The organism is Chromobacterium rhizoryzae (genome assembly GCF_020544465.1).
Classification (GTDB): Bacteria; Pseudomonadota; Gammaproteobacteria; order Burkholderiales; family Chromobacteriaceae; genus Chromobacterium.
This window is the reverse complement of sequence record NZ_CP066126.1, coordinates 706,735-726,171: the sequence shown is the minus strand read 5'-3', so window position 1 is coordinate 726,171 and position 19,437 is coordinate 706,735. Positions and strand designations below refer to the sequence as shown.

Sequence of the window (19,437 nt, the reverse complement as noted above, 5' to 3'; positions counted from 1 at the left end):
CGCCACAGCATAAGCCAATCCGCCGCCGGGAAACAGACGCGAGCCCGGCAGCGGCTTATTCAAAACGGGCCTTCACCGCCCCCATCCGCCGCCTGCCCTCTCTGTCCCATGCGGAGGCAGGGCTCTCACTTGGCCAGCGGCAGGGTGAACCAGAACGCGCAGCCGCCGGCCACGGTGCTGTTGGCGCCGAATTCACCGCGGTGGAATTCAACGATGGAGCGGCAGATGTTCAGGCCTATGCCCATGCCTTCCGGCTTGGTGGAGTAGAACGGGGTGAACAGATTGCTCTTCATCGCCTCGGACAGGCCGGGGCCGTTGTCCACCACTTCCACCCGCCAGAAGGCGGTGCCGATGGAGGTGCGCACTTTGACCCGCGGCCGCTTGGTCTGCGCTTCCTGCATCGCTTCAATGGCGTTTTTCATCAGATTGAGCAGCACTTGCTCGATCAGCACCGGGTCCATGTCCAGCAGGCAGCCTGCCGGGTCTTGTTCCACCTGCAGCTTGACCCCGGCTTTGACCGCCAGGCCTTCCGCCAGGCCGACGGCGCGCAGTACCACCGGCCCCGGTTCCACGCGCTGCAATTGCGGCTCGTGCTTTTTGACGAAGGCGCGGATGCTGCTGACGATCTGGGCGGCGCGCTTGGCCTGTCCGGCGATTTCCTGAATCGCTTCGCGCACGCCGGCCGGCAGTTCCAGTTCCGCCGGCAGCCGGCGGCTGACGCCGGCGGCGTAGGTGTTGATGGCGGTCAGCGGCTGGTTCAGTTCATGCGCTAGCGTGGAGGCCATTTCGCCCATGGCGATCAAGCGCGAGGTGTTTTGCAGCCGTTCCTGCTGCGCCAGTTCCCGCCCTTCGCGCGCCTTGTCTTCGCTAACGTCGGCCAGGATGGCCAGCCAGGCGGATTCGCCGTTCACCCAGTCGATGCGGCGGCGGTGCATCTGGAACCAGCTGCCGCCGCCGTCGGTGGTGAATTCCAGGCCGTACTCGTCTTGTTCCGGCTGTTCCTGCAGGCCGGGCAGCAGCACGCAGCAGGGGCCGTCCGGCTCCACCGTCAGCCATAGCCGGGCAAACGCCGGATTGGCGTACAACAGCAGACCGCCGCTTTCTTCCATCACGCAGACGCCGGCCACCAGGCCGTTGAGCACGGTGAGGAAGCGCTGATGGGAGGCGTTGAGCGCCAGCCGCTGCCGCTTGCGCTCGGTGATGTCGAACAGGGACGCGATCCAGCCGCGCTGGCTGCCGTCGGCTTCCACCAGCGGGGTGGCGTAGAGCCGCACTTCGATGAATTCGCCGTCCTTGCGCGCAAAGCGCAGTTCGAAGCCCTCTTCCGGCTGGCGGTTGTCGCGCACCGCGGCGATCGCCGCGGTCATGGCAGCGTGGTCGTCCTCCGGCCAGAACGGATGCGGCGGCGCCTGACCCACCAGTTCGTCCGCGCCGAAGCCCAGCATGTCGCAGAAGGCTCGGTTCACGCGCACGATGCGCCCTTCGTCCTCCAAAGCCACCAGGCCGCTTTTCATGCAGTCTTCTATCGCCTGGCGCAAGGACACTTCCTTGGCCAGCGCCTGTTCCGCGTGCGCGCGTTCGCGCACGTGGCGGCGGATGCGCCAGGCGGCGTACAAGAGCGCGCTGACCAGCAGCGCGATCAGGCCGGACAACACCGGCAGGGTCAGCCCCAGGCCGGCGCGGTAGCTGGTCGCGTGCAGATAGAGGCCGTAGCCGGGGGGATCGAAGCTGGTCTGATGCGAGAGGGTGCCGGGACGCTCCGCCGGATCGAACTTGCTGGCCAGGATTTTGCCGCTCAAATCCTGGATGCTGATGTAGTTCTTGGAGGCGATCCACCACGGCACCTGGTTGAACAACAGCAGGTCCATCTGGTAGGCCAGCCTCAGCCCGCCCAGGGGTTTGCCATCGTGGACGATGGGCACGGCCAGATCGAAGCGGTATTTGCCGTCGCCGCCCTGATAGGGTTCGCCGTAACTGGGCCGCAGCAGGCGGTTGGCGCGCCACAGCGCGTCGAAGGTTTCTCCGGTCAGCACGCTGCCGTCGCGACGGGTGCCGTGCTGGTCGCGCACAATCTTGCCGTCCACGTCCACCTGCTCGATGCTCAGCAGTTCCGGGTTGCCCCGCAGGTAAAACGCGGCTTGCCGGGCAAAGCGCTGGCTGTCGATATTGCCGTCCTCGATTTCCCGGCCCAGATTTTCAGCCCATTCCTGCTGCCCTTCCAGATACATGCGCAAGGACTGCTCCAGCCACAGCACTTCCTGGATCAGATTGTCTTGCTGCTCGTCGCGCCAGTCCCGGTAAACCAGGTAGAACAGGCTGCCCAGCGCCAACAGCAGGGCCAGCAACAGCGCGCCGGCGCTGAGCCAGAGCATGCCGGGGGAACGGCGCGACAATAAATTTTTTATCTGCATGGCATTCTAGGGAAAGCCCTAATGCGGAAGTCCCTAATAGTTGAAAGAAATAGGAAATCCTACTTTACACGGAACAAGCAGACTGTCCACAAGGACAGCGCATAAGGAAAAACCGCCCACGGCGCCGGCCAAATCGCTTTTGCCGGCCATAAAATGCCAAGGGATTGGTGGATTCCATACAACACTATACAAGTACGATGGAGATAGAGAATGAAACTGAAGACTGCCGCCGTGGCCCTCTGCGCCGCGTTCGCCTTGTCCGGCGTTGCCAACGCCGCCGGCGAGATCCTCATCAAATTCAGCCATGTGGTGTCTCCGGACACCCCCAAGGGCAAAGCCGCCGAATATTTCAAGAAACTGGCTGAGGAGCGCACCAAGGGCAAGGTCAAGGTGCAAGTGTATCCCAACAGCCAGTTGTACAAGGACAAGGAAGAACTGGAGGCGCTGCAGCTGGGCGCGGTGCAGATGCTGGCGCCCAGCCTGGCCAAGTTCGGCCCGCTGGGGGTCAAGGAGTTCGAGGTCTTCGATCTGCCCTATCTGTTCGACAATTACGACCAGGTCAACAAAGTGATGCACGGCCCCATCGGCAAGCAGTTGCTGGGCAAGCTGGAGGGAAAGGGCATCAAGGGCCTGGCCTATTGGGACAACGGCTTCAAGAACTTCTCCGCCAACAAACCCATCCGCACCCCGGCCGACCTCAAGGGCCTGAAGATCCGCATCCAGTCGTCCAAGGTGCTGGAAGAGGAAATGCGCACCCTGGGCGCGCTGCCGCAAGTGATGGCTTTCTCCGAGGTGTATCAGGCGCTGCAGACCGGCGTGGTGGACGGCACCGAGCTGGAAGCGTCCAATCTGTACACCAGCAAGGCCTATGAGGTGCAAAAACAGCTGACGCTGACCCAGCACGGCTTCCTCGGCTACGCCGTCATCGTCAACAAGAAGTTCTGGGACGGCCTGCCGGCCGACGTGCGCGCCCAGCTGGACAGCGCGATCCGCGATGCGTCCACCTACGCCAACGATATCGCGAAGAAGGAAAACGAACGCGCGCTGGCCGGCATCAAGGCTTCCGGCAAAACCCAGATCTACACCCCCACTCCGCAGGAACGCAGCGCCTTCAAGAAGGCGTTGGCGCCGGTCCACGCCAAGATGGCCGGCCGCATTGGCCAGGATCTGCTAAACCAGATCTATAAAGAAACCGGTTTCAATCCGGCCAAATAAAGCCAGCCCGGTTCAAGAGCATGCCCTCAAGCATGCTCTTGTTCCATGCGGAGACAGATATGTTGAAATTCCTCGATCACCTTGAGGAGTGGATGATCGCCTGCCTGATGGGGGCGGCCACCCTCATCACCTTTACCGCGGTGCTGCACCGCTACGGTTCGGGCATCGCCACTCTGCAACCGCTGCTCGCCCACATCAATATGTCCTGGGCGCAGGAGCTGACCATTTACCTCTTCGTCTGGATGGCCAAGTTCGGCGCCGCTTACGGCGTGCGCACCGGCATCCATGTTGGCGTGGATGTGCTGATCAACCGGCTCAGCGACAAACGACGCGGACGTTTCATCGTCTTCGGCCTGCTGGCCGGCGCGCTGTTCACCGGCACCGTCGCCGTCATGGGCGCGGATTTCGTCTGGGACATCGCCCACACCGATCAAACCTCGCCGGATCTGGAGGCGCCGATGTGGCTGGTCTACCTGGCCATTCCCTGTGGTTCTTCGCTGATGTGCTTCCGCTTCCTGCAAGTGGCCTGGAATTTCCTCAGGACCGGCTCGCTGCCCAAGCATGACCACGGCCATGTGGACGGCCTGGACGGCGACGAGCAGCTGGACAATATGCACCCCCACGATATGCATCACGGAGGCCGCCCATGAGCGCCTTGATCATTTTCGGCCTGTTGATGCTGCTGATGCTGACCGGCATGCCGATTTCCATCTCCCTGGGCCTGACGGTGCTGACCTTCCTGTTCACCATGACGGATGTGCCGGTCACCTCGGTGGCGCTGAAGCTGTTCACCGGCATCGAGAAGTTTGAAATCATGGCCATCCCCTTCTTCATCCTGGCCGGCAACTTCCTGATGCACGGCGGCGTGGCCAAACGGATGATCCGCTTCGCCACCACGCTGGTGGGCCACTGGTACGGCGGCCTGGGTCTGGCCGGCGTGGTGTCCTGCGCGCTGTTCGCCGCCATCACCGGCTCATCTGTCGCCACCGTGGTGGCGGTGGGCTCCATCATTCTGCCGGCCATGGTCAAGCAGGGCTATCCGCAGCGCTTCGGCGCCGGCGTGATCACCACTTCCGGCGCGCTGGGCATTCTGTTTCCGCCGTCGATCAATCTGGTGATGTACAGCATCGCCACCGCCGGCATGGATGTCACCGGCCCCAACGGCATGAGCGTCAGCACCGCCTCGGTGGGCCAGCTGTTCATGGCGGGCGTGCTGCCCGGCCTGTGCCTGTCCCTGCTGCTGGGCCTGACCACCTGGTTCCGCGCCAAGAAGTTCGACTACCCGCGCCTGCCCCGCGCCGGCTGGGGCGAACGTTGGCAGGCTTTCCGCGACAGCGTCTGGGGCCTGTTGTTGATCGCGCTGGTGATAGGCGGCATTTACAGCGGCATCTTCACGCCCACCGAGGCGGCGGCGATGGCGGCGGTGTACGCCTTCGTGATCGCGGTCTTCGTCTACAAGGACATGGGGCTGAAGGATGTGCCCAAGGTCTTGCTGAACGCGGCGTCCATGAGTTCCATGCTGCTCTACATCATCACCAACGCGGTGCTGTTCTCCTTCCTGCTGGCGTCCGAGCAGATTCCGCAGGCGATGGCGGCCTGGATGACCGGCCAGGGCCTGGGCATCGTCGCCTTCTTGCTGCTGACCAATATCCTGCTACTGGCGGCCGGCAATTTCATGGACCCGTCCGCCATCGTGCTGATCATGGCCCCCATCCTCTATCCGGTGGCGGTGAAACTGGGCGTCAATCCCATCCACTTCGGCATTCTGATCGCGGTGAACATGGAAGTGGGCATGTGCCACCCGCCGGTAGGATTGAACCTTTACGTGGCTTCCGGGATCACCAAGATGGGCATCACCGAACTAACGGTGGCGGTCTGGCCCTGGTTGCTGACCATGCTGGGCTTCCTGGTGGCCGTCACCTACATTCCGGAGATCTCGCTGTGGCTGCCGCGCGCGCTGGGCATGGTGAATTAGCATCCGCCTGACAGGCGTGAAAACGCGATGGCATGCGCCATCGCGTTTTTTGTCCGACAAGGCGATAGCCCCGCCCGCCCTTAAGCCCGTATAATGTGTAGTTACTCTCTTACACCAACCAACCACCTAAAGATCAACCTCAGGAGTCCCAGAGAATGGACGAGCAATTGCGCCAGAGCGCACTGGAATACCACCAGTACCCCAACCCGGGCAAAATCCAGGTTGCCCCGACCAAGCCTCTCACCACCCAACGCGATCTCGCCCTGGCCTACTCCCCCGGAGTGGCGGCCGCCTGCGACGCCATCGTGGAAGATCCGCTGAACGCCTACAAATACACCGCGCGCGGCAATCTGGTGGCGGTGATCTCCAACGGCACCGCGGTGCTGGGCCTGGGCAATATCGGCGCGCTGGCCGGCAAGCCGGTGATGGAAGGCAAGGGCGTGCTGTTCAAGAAGTTCGCCGGCATCGATGTGTTCGACATCGAGGTCAACGAGCTGGATCCGGACAAGCTGGTGGACATCATCTGTTCGCTGGAACCCACTTTCGGCGGCATCAACCTGGAAGACATCAAGGCGCCCGAGTGCTTCTACATCGAGAAGAAGTGCCGCGAACGCATGAACATTCCGGTGTTCCATGACGACCAGCACGGCACCGCCATCGTGGCCGCCGCCGCGGTGCTCAACGGCCTGCGCCTGGTGGAGAAGGACATCGCGCAAGTGCGCGTGGTAGCCTCCGGCGCCGGCGCCGCCGCCATCGCCTGCCTGGACCTGCTGGTGGCGCTGGGCGTGAACCGCGACAACATCACCGTCTGCGACTCCAAGGGCGTGATCTACGAAGGCCGCGACGAGAAACTGGACGACTCCAAGAAACGCTACGCGATCAAGGACAACGGCCAACGCAAGCTGGCCGACGCCATGGCCGGCGCCGACATCTTCATGGGCCTGTCCGGTCCCAAGCTGGTGTCCCAGGACATGGTCAAATCCATGGCCCGCTCGCCGCTGATCCTGGCCATGGCCAACCCGGAACCGGAAATCCTGCCGCCGCTGGTGAAGGAAGTGCGCCCGGACGCCATCATCGGCACCGGCCGTTCGGACTATCCGAACCAGGTCAACAACGTGCTGTGCTTCCCCTTCATCTTCCGCGGCGCGCTGGACGTGGGCGCCACCACCATCAATGAAGAGATGAAGCTGGCCACGGTGCGCGCCATCGCCGACCTGGCGCTGGCCGAGCAAAACGACGTGGTGGCCACCGCCTACGGCGACCAGGAACTGTCCTTCGGCCCGGAATACGTGATTCCGAAACCGTTCGACCCGCGTCTGATCGTCAAGATCGCCCCCGCCGTGGCCAAGGCCGCGATGGATTCCGGCGTGGCCACTCGCCCGATCCAGGACTTCGACGCCTACGCCGATCAACTGGCCCAGTTCGTGTACAAGACCAATCTGTTCATGAAGCCGGTGTTCGCCCAGGCCAAGAAAGACCAGAAGCGCGTGGTGCTGACCGAGGGCGAAGACGAGCGCGTGCTGCACGCCACTCAGGAAATCGTCACCCAAGGCCTGGCCAAGCCCATCCTGATCGGCCGCCCCAGCGTCATCGACATGCGCATCCAGAAGCTGGGCCTGAAACTGGTGGCCGGCAAGGACTTCGAGATCGTCAACAACGAATCCGATCCGCGCTTCGCCGAGTACTGGAAAGAGTACTACCAGCTGACCAAGCGCAAGGGCGTGTCCCAGGAGCAGGCTCGCCGTCGCGTGATCGGCAACACCACGCTGATCGGCGCAATGATGGTGCGCCGCGGCGACGCCGACGCGATGATCTGCGGCACCTACGGGCCGTACCGCCAGCACTTCGACATCGTTGAAACCGTGCTCGGCTACAACAACCCGGAGCAAGTGGCCGGCGCGATGAACGCGTTGATCCTGCCCACCGGCAACATCTTCATCGCCGACACCTACGTCAACGCCGACCCGAGCGCCGAGCAACTGGCCAGCATCACCCGCATGGCCAGCGAATCGATCAAGCGCTTCGGCATTGCGCCCAAGGCCGCGCTGCTGTCCAACTCCAGCTTCGGCACGCTGAACAGCGCCTCGGCGCAGAAGATGCGCGCCGCCTTCGACCAGATCCGCTCGGCGCAGCCGGATCTGGAAATCGACGGCGAAATGCAGGGCGACGCCGCGTTGGTGGAAAGCATCCGCAACCAGGCCATGCCGGACAGCACGCTGAAAGGCTCGGCCAATCTGTTGATCATGCCGAATGTGGAAGCCGCCAACATCAGCTACAACCTGTTGCGCGTTTCCGCCTCCGACGGCGTGACCATCGGCCCCATCCTGATGGGCATGAGCAAGCCGGCTCACATCCTGACCCCGATCGCTTCGGTGCGCCGCATCGTCAATATGGTGGCCCTGGCCGCCGTGGACGCGCAGAACAGCAAGTAAGCGTTTGCCTGGCATTTAAGGCATATACTGAACGGGCAAGCACAGCTTGCCCGTTTTTTCTTCGCCAAGGGAGCCGCCCATGAGCAACGAATTCAACCCCAACGACCCCTTCTCCCTATTCCGCCAGTTCTGGCAAACCGCCACGCCGCCGGGCATGCAGCCCTTTCTGCCGCCGATGAGCGAGGAGGAGATCGAGCGCAAGCTGGCGGAATTGCGCGTGGTGGAAAGCTGGCTGACCATGAATATGGGCATGCTGAGCATGCAGATCAAAGCCCTGGAAATGCAGAAGTCCGCGCTGCACTCAATGCGGCCTAAAGACCCGCCGCACAATTGAAACCGCCCCCGCCCCGATGCGGCCGCGCTCAAGTTTGCTTGGCGCGCAAACAACGCTACACTCTACCGTCCGGCCGCGGATCTTCCTGGCAGAAGCCCGCGGTCGCCATGTCTCAAGGTGATGAACGGGACGGCTCGCCCTCCCCTTTCCCATAACAATTAACGACCACTTTTCCGCGGACTCCATGCGTTTCTCCACTCCTTACGCCGCGCAGCCCGCAGATTCCGGCCTGCCTTCCATCCCCGTCTGGCTGTTCTTGCTCATCGCCGTTGCCTGGCTGCTGCCCGGCCTGGTGGGTCATGAGCCCTGGAAGCCGGACGAAGCCTACACCTTCGGCCTGATCCGCCATATCGCTCAGACCGGCGACTGGATCGTGCCGACGCTGGCCGGCGAGCCCTTCATGGAAAAGCCGCCGCTGTTCTTCATCAGCGCCGCCTTCACCATGCAATTGTTCAGCGGCTGGCTCAGCGCGCCGGACGCCGCGCGGCTGGCCGCCGGCGGCTGGATGGCGCTGGCCCTGGCCGGCACCGCCGTCTCTGCCGGCGCCTTGTACGGCCGCCGCGCCGCCGCCTGGGGCGCCTTGCTGCTGCTGGGCTGCCTGGGCCTGCCGATGCGCGCCCATCAAATGATCACGGACACCGCCCTGTTGGCCGGCGTGGCCTGGGGGCTGGCCGGACTGGTGCTGCTGCGCCGACGCGCCTTGCTCGGCGGCGCGCTGCTGGGCCTGGGCGGCGGCGTCGCCTTCTTGAGCAAGGGCCTGCTCGGCCCCGGCTGCCTGGGCCTGACCGCCTTGTTGCTGCCGCTGCACCCGGATTACCGCAACCGCCGTTACGCCGGCGGCCTGCTGCTGGCCGCGTTGATCGGCCTGCCGCTGGCCGCGCTGTGGGGCTTGAGCCTGTACTTGCGCGACCCGGCCTTGTTCCAGCTGTGGTTCAAAGTGAACAACTTCGGCCGCTTCGACGGCAGCGCCCATCTGGGCCCCAAGGCGCCGCGCCTGTTCTACGGCCGCACCCTGCCCTGGTACGGCATCCCGGTCTTGCCGCTGGCCTTGTGGGGGCTGTGGCGCGGCCGCCGACAATGGACCCACGCCTGGCCGGCGGCGCCGGCGCTGCTCTGGCTGGTGACGCTGACCGTCTTGTCGCTGGCGGGCGACGCCCGCGAACTCTATGCGATGCCCTTGCTGCTGCCGCTGGCGCTGCTGGCCATCGCCGGTTTGCGCGCCGGCGAATCCCATCGCGGCTGGCGCGCGCTGTCCGGCTTCAGCCTATTTCTCTGCCTGGCGCTTGGAGCCTTCGTGCTCGCCGTCGCCTGGGTACTTTCCACCGGCGAACCGGCACAATGGTCCCGTCACCTGCTGCACCGCAAGTTCACCGATTGGCACCCGCAGTGGCATCCATGGACCTGGCTGGCCTTCGGCCTGATCGCCGGCGGCGCGGCCTGGCTATGGCGACGCTTTCCGGCCGATACCGCACCCGGCTTCGCCTGGCGCTGGAGCCTGACCATCGTACTGTTGTGGGGCGGCCTGGCCACGCTGTGGCTGCCGGCGCTGGATCACGGCATGCGCTACCGCGAAACCTTCGCCCCGCTGCGCCCTGTCCTGGCCGACATCGGCCGGCAAGGCGAATGCGTCGCCAGCGTCGGCCTGGGCGAACCCCAACGCGCGCTGCTGGACTACTACGCCGATTACCGCACGCTGCGGCTGGAAAGCACGTCGCAAGCCAAAGACTGCCGCTGGTTGCTGGTCCAGTCTCTTCACGACCAGCTGCCGGCCTTTCTCCGCGGTCTGACGCCGATGGCGAGCTTCCAGCGTCCGGGCGACCCGAAGGAACGCTTCCGCCTGTATCGGCTGGAACAACCTCTGGGCCAGCTGTTGGATACGGGAAAATAATTACAATGTATTTAATTTCAGACGAAATCGTCACAATTCGTCACAATTTGCCCCATATTCATTAACAATCACAGCGCCGCGATAACGTAGCCTTAACCCTTTTTTTCTTGAGGTTATGGTATGTCGGCGCTGAACGCGGTGGATTTATTCTGGTCTCTGGCCAGCGGGCGCTTCTCCCGCAAGGACGGATTCGACGAAGGGAAGAATCGCTGCAAATTCGCGCTGCGCGGACTGCTGACCCTACCCTGGACGCTGCGCTGGCTGGACAGCTGGGGCCAACCCGCGCTGCGCCGCCATCTGCAGGCCAATCCGCGGCTGGCCTGCAAGCTGCACCGCCCTTATCTGTACCGCGCTCTTGGCCCAAGCGGCAAGCTGGCGGCTCTGCGCGAACACTATCAGACGCTGGCGACGCGGGTGTCTCCCGCCGCCTACCGCAGCCTGCTCAGCGACGCCGGTCTGCCGCTGGCCGCGCTGCTCGGCAAAAACGAGGCCGCGATCACGGCGGTGCTGACGCACCGCCACAGCTTCGACAAAGAAGGCGAGTTGTCCTTGCAGATCTGCTCGGAGGAAGGGATCGCCATCGCCACGCTGACCTTCACCATCACCCGCCATCAAGGCGAAACCGCCATCATCATCGGCGGCCTGCAAGGCCCGCGCAAACCCCATGGAGCGGAAGCCGTGCACCAGCTCACCAAGCAAAGCCACGGCCTGTTTCCCAAGCGTTTGGCCGTTGAGGCCTTGGTCGCGCTGGCCCAGGAAATAGGCGCCAACCAGGTGCTGGCCGTCAGCAAATGGCAGCATATCTACAGCTCCTGGCGCTATCGCCGCCAGTTCTTCGCCGATTACGACAGCTTCTGGGACACCTTCGACGCCCAGCCCACCGCTTGCAAGCGCTTCTTCAGCCTGCCGCTGCAACTGCCGCGCAAGCCCCTGAGCGAGATCGCCAGCAAGAAACGCGCGGAATATCAGCGCCGCTACGCCTTGCTGGACGAACTGGCCAGCCAGAGCCGCAGCGCCGTCACGCGCCGGGCCGCCGCAAACTGAAAGCCGTCTTAGCGCGGCTGAACTCGTCGCCGCCCAGCTTGCCCACCAAGTCCAGGGCCTTGCTCGCCACGCGGCCGTCCCGCCACGCCTCGTCCGCCACATGCACGTGGCGCACCTCGCCCAACACCAGATTGCCGGCGCCCGCGCCTTCGCCCAGCGCCAGGCACTGGCTCAGCACACATTCGAAACGCAGCGGCGCCTGTTCCACGCCCGGCGCCCTTACCTGCCGGCTGCGCGCCTTGCTCACGCCGGCCAGATCGAACTCGTCCACCTCCGGTGCATAAGGGCCGCAGCTGAGGTTCATCGCCTCCGCCAAGCGCTCCGGCACCACATTAACGACGAACTCGCCGGTGGCGCGGATATTGGCCAGGGTATCCTTCTCGCCGCCGCTGGCCGGCGTCAGAATGCTCAGCGCCAGCACCGGCGGCTTCACGCTGGCCACGGTGAAGAAGGAAAACGGCGCCAGATTGGCCACGCCCCGCAAGTCCTGAGTGCTGACCCAGGCGATGGGCCGGGGCTGCACGCTGCCCACCAGCAAAGGGTAGACCGCCTCCGGCGGCAAGCTCTTGATGTCGCAGTCCATGGGGATTCCTCCTAGATGCCATCATTCTAATGCTGCATAGCAACAAAATACCAGCGCCGCCAATTGCGCCCGGCGATGGTGTCGCAACCGCTCGGCAGGTAAAATGACGCGATGAACTCACCTCGTTTTATCCATCTGCGTCTCCATTCGGAGTTCTCCATCACCGACGGCATCGTACGCCTGGATGACGCCATCAAGCGCGCCATCAAGGACAATATGCCCGCGGTGGGCATGTCCGATCTGATGAACATCTTCGGCATGGTCAAGTTCTACAAGGGCTGCCGGGACAAAGGCGTCAAGCCCATCGTGTCCTGCGATGTCTGGCTGGAAAACGAGGATGACCGCGACAAACCCTATCGCCTGATGCTGACGGTGAAGAACCGCCAGGGCTACGGGCGCTTGTGCGAACTGCTGGCCGACGCCTACACCCACAATCAGTACCGCGGCCGCGCCGAACTCAAGCGCGCCTGGCTGGAAAACGGCGACAACAGCGGCCTGATCTGCCTGTCCGGCGCCCACATGGGCGACGTGGGCCAGGCCCTGCTGATGGGCCAGCGCGACGAGGCGCGCCGCCGCGCCGAATATTGGGAGAGCTGCTTCCCGGACAGCTTCTACCTGGAGTTGCAACGCCTGAACAACCCGCAGGTGGAGCACGCGCTGCAAGCCTCGCTGTGGCTGGCCGGCGAGACCGGCCTGCCGGTGGTGGCCACCCACCCCATCCAGTTCATGGACCCGGACGACTTCAAGGCCCACGAGGCCCGCGTCTGCATCGCCGAGGGCTTCACCCTGGGCGACAAGCGCCGGCCGCGCAGCTTCGAGGAAAACCAATACTTCCTGTCCACGGAGCAGATGCTGGAACGCTTCGCCGACATCCCCGAGGCGCTGGAAAACTCGGTGGAAATCGCCCGCCGCTGCAATATCAGCGTGCAACTGGGCAAGAACTACCTGCCGCAATTCCCGACGCCGGACGGCATGACGCTGGACGACTACCTGGTGCATCTATCCCAGGAAGGACTGGAAGAACGGCTGGCCAAGCTCTATCCCGATCCGGAAACGCGCGCCCAAGAGCGGCCGCGCTACGACGAGCGCTTGAAGATCGAGTGCGACACCATCATCCAGATGGGCTTCCCCGGCTACTTCCTGATCGTGGCGGACTTCATCAACTGGGCCAAGAACAACGGCTGCCCGGTGGGTCCCGGCCGCGGCTCCGGCGCCGGCTCGCTGGTGGCCTACAGCATCGGCATCACCGACATCGACCCGCTGGCCTACGCGCTGCTGTTCGAACGCTTCCTCAACCCCGAGCGGGTCTCCATGCCCGACTTCGACATCGACTTCTGCCAGGACAACCGCTACCGCGTGATCGAATACGTGCGCCAGAAATACGGCGCCGAAGCGGTGTCGCAGATCGCCACCTTCGGCACCATGGCGGCCAAGGCCGTGGTGCGCGACGTCGGCCGGGTGCTGGACCTGCCGTATATGTTCTGCGACGGCATCTCCAAACTGATTCCCGCCGCGCCCGGCAAGCAATACTCGCTGGACGACGCGGTGGAAATGGAGCCAGTGCTGCGCGAGCGGCTGGAAAACGAGGAGGAACTGCGCGAGCTGTGGGAGTTGGCCAAGAAACTGGAAGGCCTGACCCGCAACATCGGCATGCACGCCGGCGGCGTCTTGATCGCGCCGGGCAAGATCACCGACTTCTGCCCGATGTACCAGGCCAGCGGCGACGGCTCGGTGCCGGTGTCCATGCTGGACAAGGACGATGTGGAAAAAGTGGGCCTGGTGAAGTTCGACTTCCTCGGCCTGCGCAACCTGACGATTATCGAACTGGCCGTCGGCTACATCAAAGACCTGGACCCCAGCTTCGACACCGACCTCAATCTGCTCGAGTTCACCGACGCCGCCGCCTACAAAGTGCTGCAGCAGGCCAATACCACCGCCGTCTTCCAGCTTGAATCGGACGGCATGAAGCGGCTGCTGGAAAAACTGAAGCCCGACCGTTTCGAAGACATCATCGCTGTGCTGGCCCTGTACCGTCCGGGCCCGCTCGGCTCCGGCATGGTGGACGACTTCATCCTGCGCAAGGCCGGCAAGCAAGAGGTCGACTACTACCACCCGGACCTGCAGGCCTGCCTGGACCCGACCTACGGCGTGATCGTCTACCAGGAACAGGTGATGCAGATCTCGCAGATCATCGGCGGCTACACCCTGGGCGGCGCCGACATGCTGCGCCGGGCGATGGGCAAGAAAAAGCCGGAGGAAATGGCCGAGCACCGCGGCAAGATCGCTCAGGGCGCCGCCACCAAGGGCTACGACCCCAAGCTCGCCGAAATGCTGTTCGACCTGATGGCCAAGTTCGCCGAGTACGGCTTCAACAAGTCGCACACCGCTGCCTACGCCGTGGTCTCCTATCAGACCGCCTGGCTCAAGGCCCACCACACCGCGGCCTTCATGGCGGCCACCATGTCCTCGGAATTGGACAACACTGACCAGCTCAAGGTGTTCTACGACGACAGCGTGGACGGCAAAAACGGCCTGATCTTCCTGCCGCCCGACGTCAACCAGAGCTACTACCGCTTCGTGCCGGTGGACCGCAAGCACATCCGCTACGCGCTGGGCGCGATCAAGGGCACCGGCGAAGCCGCCGTCGACCACATCGTCGCGATCCGCGCCGAGTCCGGGCCGTTCAAGGACTTGTTCGACTTCTGCAGCCGCACCGACAAGAAAATCGTCAACAAGCGCGTGATCGAAGCGCTGATCCGCGCCGGCGCCTTCGACAGCATAGAGCCCAACCGCGCCAAGCTGTTCGGCAACGTCGGGCTGGCGATGGACGCCGCCGAACAGGAGCACGCCAACGCCAATCAGGGCGGCTTGTTCGACATGTTCGGCGACGACGTCGCCCCCAGCGTGGAAATGGTCGAGATCAAGCCGTGGAGCGACGCGGTCAAGCTGGCGGAAGAAAAGCTGGCCATCGGCTTCTACCTGTCCGGCCACCCTTTCGCCGCCTACGCCAAGGAAATCCGCGGCTTCATCAAGACCCCGCTATCCCGGCTCAGCCCGCGCAAGGAGCCCCAGTTGCTGGCCGGCTTCGTCACCGGCATCCGCGTCAAAGTGGGCAACCGCGGCAAAATGGCCTTCGTGCAGCTGGACGACGGCAGCACCAAATTGGAAGTCAGCCTGTTCGCGGAAAGCTTCGAAGCCAACCGCAGCCGCTTGAAAGACGACGTGGTGCTGGTGATAGAAGGCAAGGTCAGCGAGGACAACTTCTCCGGCGGCCTGCGCATCATCGCAGACAAAGTCTATGAGCTGGGCGAGGCGCGCAGCCGCTACGCGCGCAGCCTGTCGCTGAAACTGGCCGGCAAGGTGGACGTCAGCAAACTCAAGGCCCAGCTGCACCCGTTCCGCAGCGAAGACGCCGGCTGCCCGGTGCGCATCCATTACAACAACGGCGCGGCCAGCGGCGACCTAATGCTGCCCCCGCCCTGGGGCGTCCGGCTGGACGACGGGCTGTTGCTGGCGCTGCAGGACTGGCTGGGCAACGACAAGGTCAAAGTGATGTGGTGAGCCGCCGCGCTCCCGCCAAGCCGCGCCCAGCGCGGCTTTTTTCTTGCCCCGCGCTTTGCAAGCGCCGGGCATTGCAGTAGGCTTGCCCGCTCAAACGCACCACAGAAGAGGATGTTTTCAGATGACGGCACGCCCGGCGCAACTCCAAGACGTCGCCCCGGTCTTCCAGATCGAGCAAGCGGTATTCGGCCACCACGTCTACCCGGACTTTTTCTTCCGCCAGGCCCACGACCTGTGGCCGGACCTGTTCTTCGTCGCGCCGGGCGCGCAAGACGGGGCACTGGGCGGCTACATCATCGGCGCGCCGGGCAGCGGGCAAGGCGAATTCTGGATCATGTCGCTGGCGGTCCACGAGCATTGCCGCGGACAAGGCGTAGGCAAGCAACTGCTGCAGGCCTTGCTGCAGGCGCTGCGGGCGCGCCAGGCCAGCCACGCGAAACTGACGGTCCACCCCGACAACCCCGCAGTCAGGCTGTACCAGCAGCTTGGCTTTGTCGTCGTCGAACATCAGCCTCATTACTTCGGCGACAACGATCCGCGCCTGGTCATGCGCGCGGATTTCTAGCCGTCCAGACGCAACAAAGCCTCCCTTTGGGGAGGCTTGCTTCTAGTGCCGTCCGGCAGCGCAATGCATAAAGCCCAGCTCGAGTGAGCTGGGCTTTGCAATGGGGCGTCTGGCGGTGTCCTACTTTCACATGGCGAATGCCACACTATCATCGGCGCTAAGGCGTTTCACGGTCCTGTTCGGGATGGGAAGGCGTGGGACCACCTCGCTATGGCCACCAGACATAAACTGGTACAAACTTGAAGAAGCCTAGGTCGATACTCGATCAACCCACATATATTCGGTATTCAATTGTGTCGCACAACCACTATCTCGTCACTCGGTTTCCCAAGCCACTCAAATGATAGGATCAAGCCTCACGAGCAATTAGTATCGGTTAGCTTAACGCCTCACAGCGCTTCCACACCCGACCTATCAACGTCCTGGTCTCGAACGACTCTTCAGGAGGGTCAAGCCCTCAGGGAAGTCTCATCTTCAGGCGAGTTTCCCGCTTAGATGCTTTCAGCGGTTATCTCTTCCGCACTTAGCTACCCGGCAATGCGACTGGCGTCACAACCGGTACACCAGAGGTGCGTCCACTCCGGTCCTCTCGTACTAGGAGCAGCCCCCGTCAAACTTCCAACGCCCACTGCAGATAGGGACCAAACTGTCTCACGACGTTTTGAACCCAGCTCACGTACCACTTTAAATGGCGAACAGCCATACCCTTGGGACCGGCTACAGCCCCAGGATGTGATGAGCCGACATCGAGGTGCCAAACACCGCCGTCGATGTGAACTCTTGGGCGGTATCAGCCTGTTATCCCCGGAGTACCTTTTATCCGTTGAGCGATGGCCCTTCCATTCAGAACCACCGGATCACTATGTCCTGCTTTCGCACCTGCTCGACTTGTCGGTCTCGCAGTTAAGCTACCTTTTGCCATTGCACTATCAGCACGATTTCCGACCGTACCTAGGTAACCTTCGAACTCCTCCGTTACACTTTGGGAGGAGACCGCCCCAGTCAAACTGCCTACCATGCACTGTCCCCAATCCGGATCACGGACCAAGGTTAGAACCTCAAACACACCAGGGTGGTATTTCAAGGACGGCTCCATGAGAACTAGCGTTCCCACTTCATAGCCTCCCACCTATCCTACACAAGTCTGTTCAAAGTCCAATGCAAAGCTACAGTAAAGGTTCACGGGGTCTTTCCGTCTAGCAGCGGGGAGATTGCATCTTCACAAACACTTCAACTTCGCTGAGTCTCAGGAGGAGACAGTGTGGCCATCGTTACGCCATTCGTGCGGGTCGGAACTTACCCGACAAGGAATTTCGCTACCTTAGGACCGTTATAGTTACGGCCGCCGTTTACTGGGGCTTCGATCAAGAGCTTGCACCCCATCACTTAACCTTCCAGCACCGGGCAGGCGTCACACCGTATACGTCCACTTTCGTGTTGGCACAGTGCTGTGTTTTTGTTAAACAGTCGCAGCCACCGATTCTCTGCGACCTCTCAAAGCTCCTCCCGCAGGGGATTCACTCTAAGAGGCATACCTTCTCCCGAAGTTACGGTATCAATTTGCCGAGTTCCTTCTCCTGAGTTCTCTCAAGCGCCTTAGAATTCTCATCCTGCCCACCTGTGTCGGTTTGCGGTACGGTTCTTATGCAGCTGAAGCTTAGTGGCTTTTCCTGGAAGCGTGGTATCAGTCACTTCAGGTCCGTAGACCCTCGTCATCACGTCTCGGCCTTAAGGGGCGGCGGATTTGCCTACCACCCCAGCCTACCGGCTTAAACAGACTATTCCAACAGTCTGATGACCTAACCTTCTCCGTCCCCACATCGCACTGCATAAAAGTACGGGAATTTTAACCCGTTTCCCATCGACTACGCTTTTCAGCCTCGCCTTAGGGGCCGACTCACCCTACGCCGATGAACGTTGCGTAGGAAACCTTGGGCTTTCGGCGAGCGGGCTTTTCACCCGCTTTATCGCTACTCATGTCAGCATTCGCACTTCTGATATCTCCAGCATCCCTTACGAGACACCTTCACAGACCTACAGAACGCTCCCCTACCATCTGCACTTACGTGCAAATCCGCAGCTTCGGTTATCAGTTTGAGCCCCGTTACATCTTCCGCGCAGGACGACTCGACCAGTGAGCTATTACGCTTTCTTTAAATGATGGCTGCTTCTAAGCCAACATCCTGGCTGTCTATGCCTTCCCACCTCGTTTACCACTTAACTGATCATTTGGGACCTTAGCTGGCGGTCTGGGTTGTTTCCCTCTTGACGATGGACGTTAGCACCCACCGTCTGTCTCCCATGCTCGCACTTTCCGGTATTCAGAGTTTGCCATGGTTTGGTAAATCGCAATGACCCCCTAGCCATAACAGTGCTTTACCCCCGGAAGTGATACATGAGGCACTACCTAAATAGTTTTCGGGGAGAACCAGCTATCTCCGAGTTTGTTTAGCCTTTCACCCCTATCCACAGCTCATCCCCTAGTTTTGCAACACTAGTGGGTTCGGACCTCCAGTGCGTGTTACCGCACCTTCATCCTGGCCATGGATAGATCACTCGGTTTCGGGTCTACGCCCAGCAACTAAAGCGCCCTATTCGGACTCGGTTTCCCTACGCCTCCCCTATTCGGTTAAGCTCGCTACTGAACGTAAGTCGCTGACCCATTATACAAAAGGTACGCAGTCACGGAACAAGTCCGCTCCCACTGTTTGTATGCATCCGGTTTCAGGTTCTATTTCACTCCCCTCCCGGGGTTCTTTTCGCCTTTCCCTCACGGTACTGGTTCACTATCGGTCGATCATGAGTATTTAGCCTTGGAGGATGGTCCCCCCATCTTCAGACAGGATTTCTCGTGTCCCGCCCTACTTATCGTACGCCTAGTCCTTGGAATGCGTTTTCGTGTACGGGGCTATCACCCACTATGGCGGTCCTTTCCATGAACCTTCCACTAACACAATCCATAACACGTACAGGCTCTTCCGCGTTCGCTCGCCACTACTAACGGAATCTCGGTTGATTTCTTTTCCTGCAGCTACTTAGATGTTTCAGTTCGCTGCGTTCGCCTCCTCAGACCTATGGATTCAGTCTGGGATCTCCTTGCGGAGGGGTTTCCCCATTCGGACATCGCGGGATCAAAGCTCTATTGCCAGCTCCCCCGCGCTTTTCGCAGGCTTACACGTCCTTCTTCGCCTATGATCGCCAAGGCATCCACCAGATGCACTTAGTCGCTTGACCCTATCATTTCAGTAACCTAGATCACCAAAACAACAAGTGTGTTTGTGCGACGACTACACCGCCCCTTTTGATATGGCGACGTAGCCTAGATACAATCAAATACCCAAGATGACGATCCGTCCGCGTAAAGAGTTAACTCTACGCTTCCTTCTCGCCGTCTTTATATATTCGGCTTCTTCAGTTTGTTAAAGATCG

The 19,437-nt window shown here is 62.0% G+C and carries 11 protein-coding genes and 2 rRNA genes; 9 read left to right on the top strand and 4 right to left on the bottom strand.

Features of this window, described 5'->3' with window-relative positions:
• Window positions 1-125: 125 nt before the first annotated feature.
• Window positions 126-2,411, bottom strand: coding sequence for a PAS domain S-box protein (locus tag JC616_RS03365; protein ID WP_227106696.1), 2,286 nt, complete (start codon window positions 2,409-2,411; stop codon window positions 126-128).
• Window positions 2,412-2,621: 210 nt separating this feature from the next.
• Between JC616_RS03365 and JC616_RS03360 the strand changes: the two genes are divergently transcribed.
• The 7 genes from JC616_RS03360 to JC616_RS03330 all read left to right on the top strand — a co-directional run bounded on the left by JC616_RS03360 (window position 2,622) and on the right by JC616_RS03330 (window position 11,299).
• Entirely contained in the window at window positions 2,622-3,626 is a 1,005-nt protein-coding gene (locus tag JC616_RS03360; RefSeq protein WP_107800818.1) for a TRAP transporter substrate-binding protein, read from the top strand.
• Between the two features lie 59 nt (window positions 3,627-3,685).
• A complete protein-coding gene (locus tag JC616_RS03355; protein ID WP_107800819.1) occupies window positions 3,686-4,276 on the top strand; it encodes a TRAP transporter small permease in 591 nt (196 codons plus the stop codon).
• Entirely contained in the window at window positions 4,273-5,601 is a 1,329-nt protein-coding gene (locus JC616_RS03350; protein WP_081548523.1) for a TRAP transporter large permease, read from the top strand. Before JC616_RS03355 ends, JC616_RS03350 begins: the two co-directional genes overlap by 4 nt.
• A gap of 155 nt (window positions 5,602-5,756) precedes the next feature.
• Window positions 5,757-8,033 (top strand): NADP-dependent malic enzyme, encoded by a 2,277-nt coding sequence (locus JC616_RS03345; RefSeq protein WP_107800820.1) that lies wholly within the window; start codon window positions 5,757-5,759, stop codon window positions 8,031-8,033.
• A gap of 79 nt (window positions 8,034-8,112) precedes the next feature.
• Window positions 8,113-8,367, top strand: coding sequence for a PhaM family polyhydroxyalkanoate granule multifunctional regulatory protein (locus tag JC616_RS03340; RefSeq protein WP_107800821.1), 255 nt, complete (start codon window positions 8,113-8,115; stop codon window positions 8,365-8,367).
• 184 nt (window positions 8,368-8,551) lie between these two features.
• Window positions 8,552-10,255 (top strand): ArnT family glycosyltransferase, encoded by a 1,704-nt coding sequence (locus JC616_RS03335; protein WP_227106694.1) that lies wholly within the window; start codon window positions 8,552-8,554, stop codon window positions 10,253-10,255.
• Between the two features lie 120 nt (window positions 10,256-10,375).
• On the top strand, window positions 10,376-11,299 hold the full coding sequence (locus JC616_RS03330) for a VirK/YbjX family protein (RefSeq protein ID WP_227106692.1): 924 nt from the start codon (window positions 10,376-10,378) through the stop codon (window positions 11,297-11,299).
• On the opposite strand, the gene JC616_RS03325 is transcribed toward JC616_RS03330, so the two are convergent.
• Entirely contained in the window at window positions 11,274-11,882 is a 609-nt protein-coding gene (locus tag JC616_RS03325) for a flavin reductase family protein (protein WP_227106691.1), read from the bottom strand. The genes JC616_RS03330 and JC616_RS03325 overlap by 26 nt on opposite strands.
• A 111-nt stretch (window positions 11,883-11,993) precedes the next feature.
• Here JC616_RS03325 and dnaE point away from each other — a divergent pair, with 111 nt between their 5' ends.
• Together dnaE and JC616_RS03315 are read left to right on the top strand one after the other, a co-directional pair.
• A complete protein-coding gene (gene dnaE / locus JC616_RS03320; protein ID WP_227106689.1) occupies window positions 11,994-15,443 on the top strand; it encodes a DNA polymerase III subunit alpha in 3,450 nt (1,149 codons plus the stop codon).
• Window positions 15,444-15,564: 121 nt separating this feature from the next.
• A complete protein-coding gene (locus JC616_RS03315; RefSeq protein ID WP_107800826.1) occupies window positions 15,565-16,008 on the top strand; it encodes a GNAT family N-acetyltransferase in 444 nt (147 codons plus the stop codon).
• Between the two features lie 107 nt (window positions 16,009-16,115).
• Here the strand turns inward: JC616_RS03315 and rrf are convergent.
• A 5S ribosomal RNA gene (gene rrf / locus JC616_RS03310) occupies window positions 16,116-16,230 on the bottom strand.
• A 123-nt stretch (window positions 16,231-16,353) separates the two neighbouring features.
• Window positions 16,354-19,242, bottom strand: a 23S ribosomal RNA gene (locus JC616_RS03305).
• Window positions 19,243-19,437: the final 195 nt, after the last annotated feature.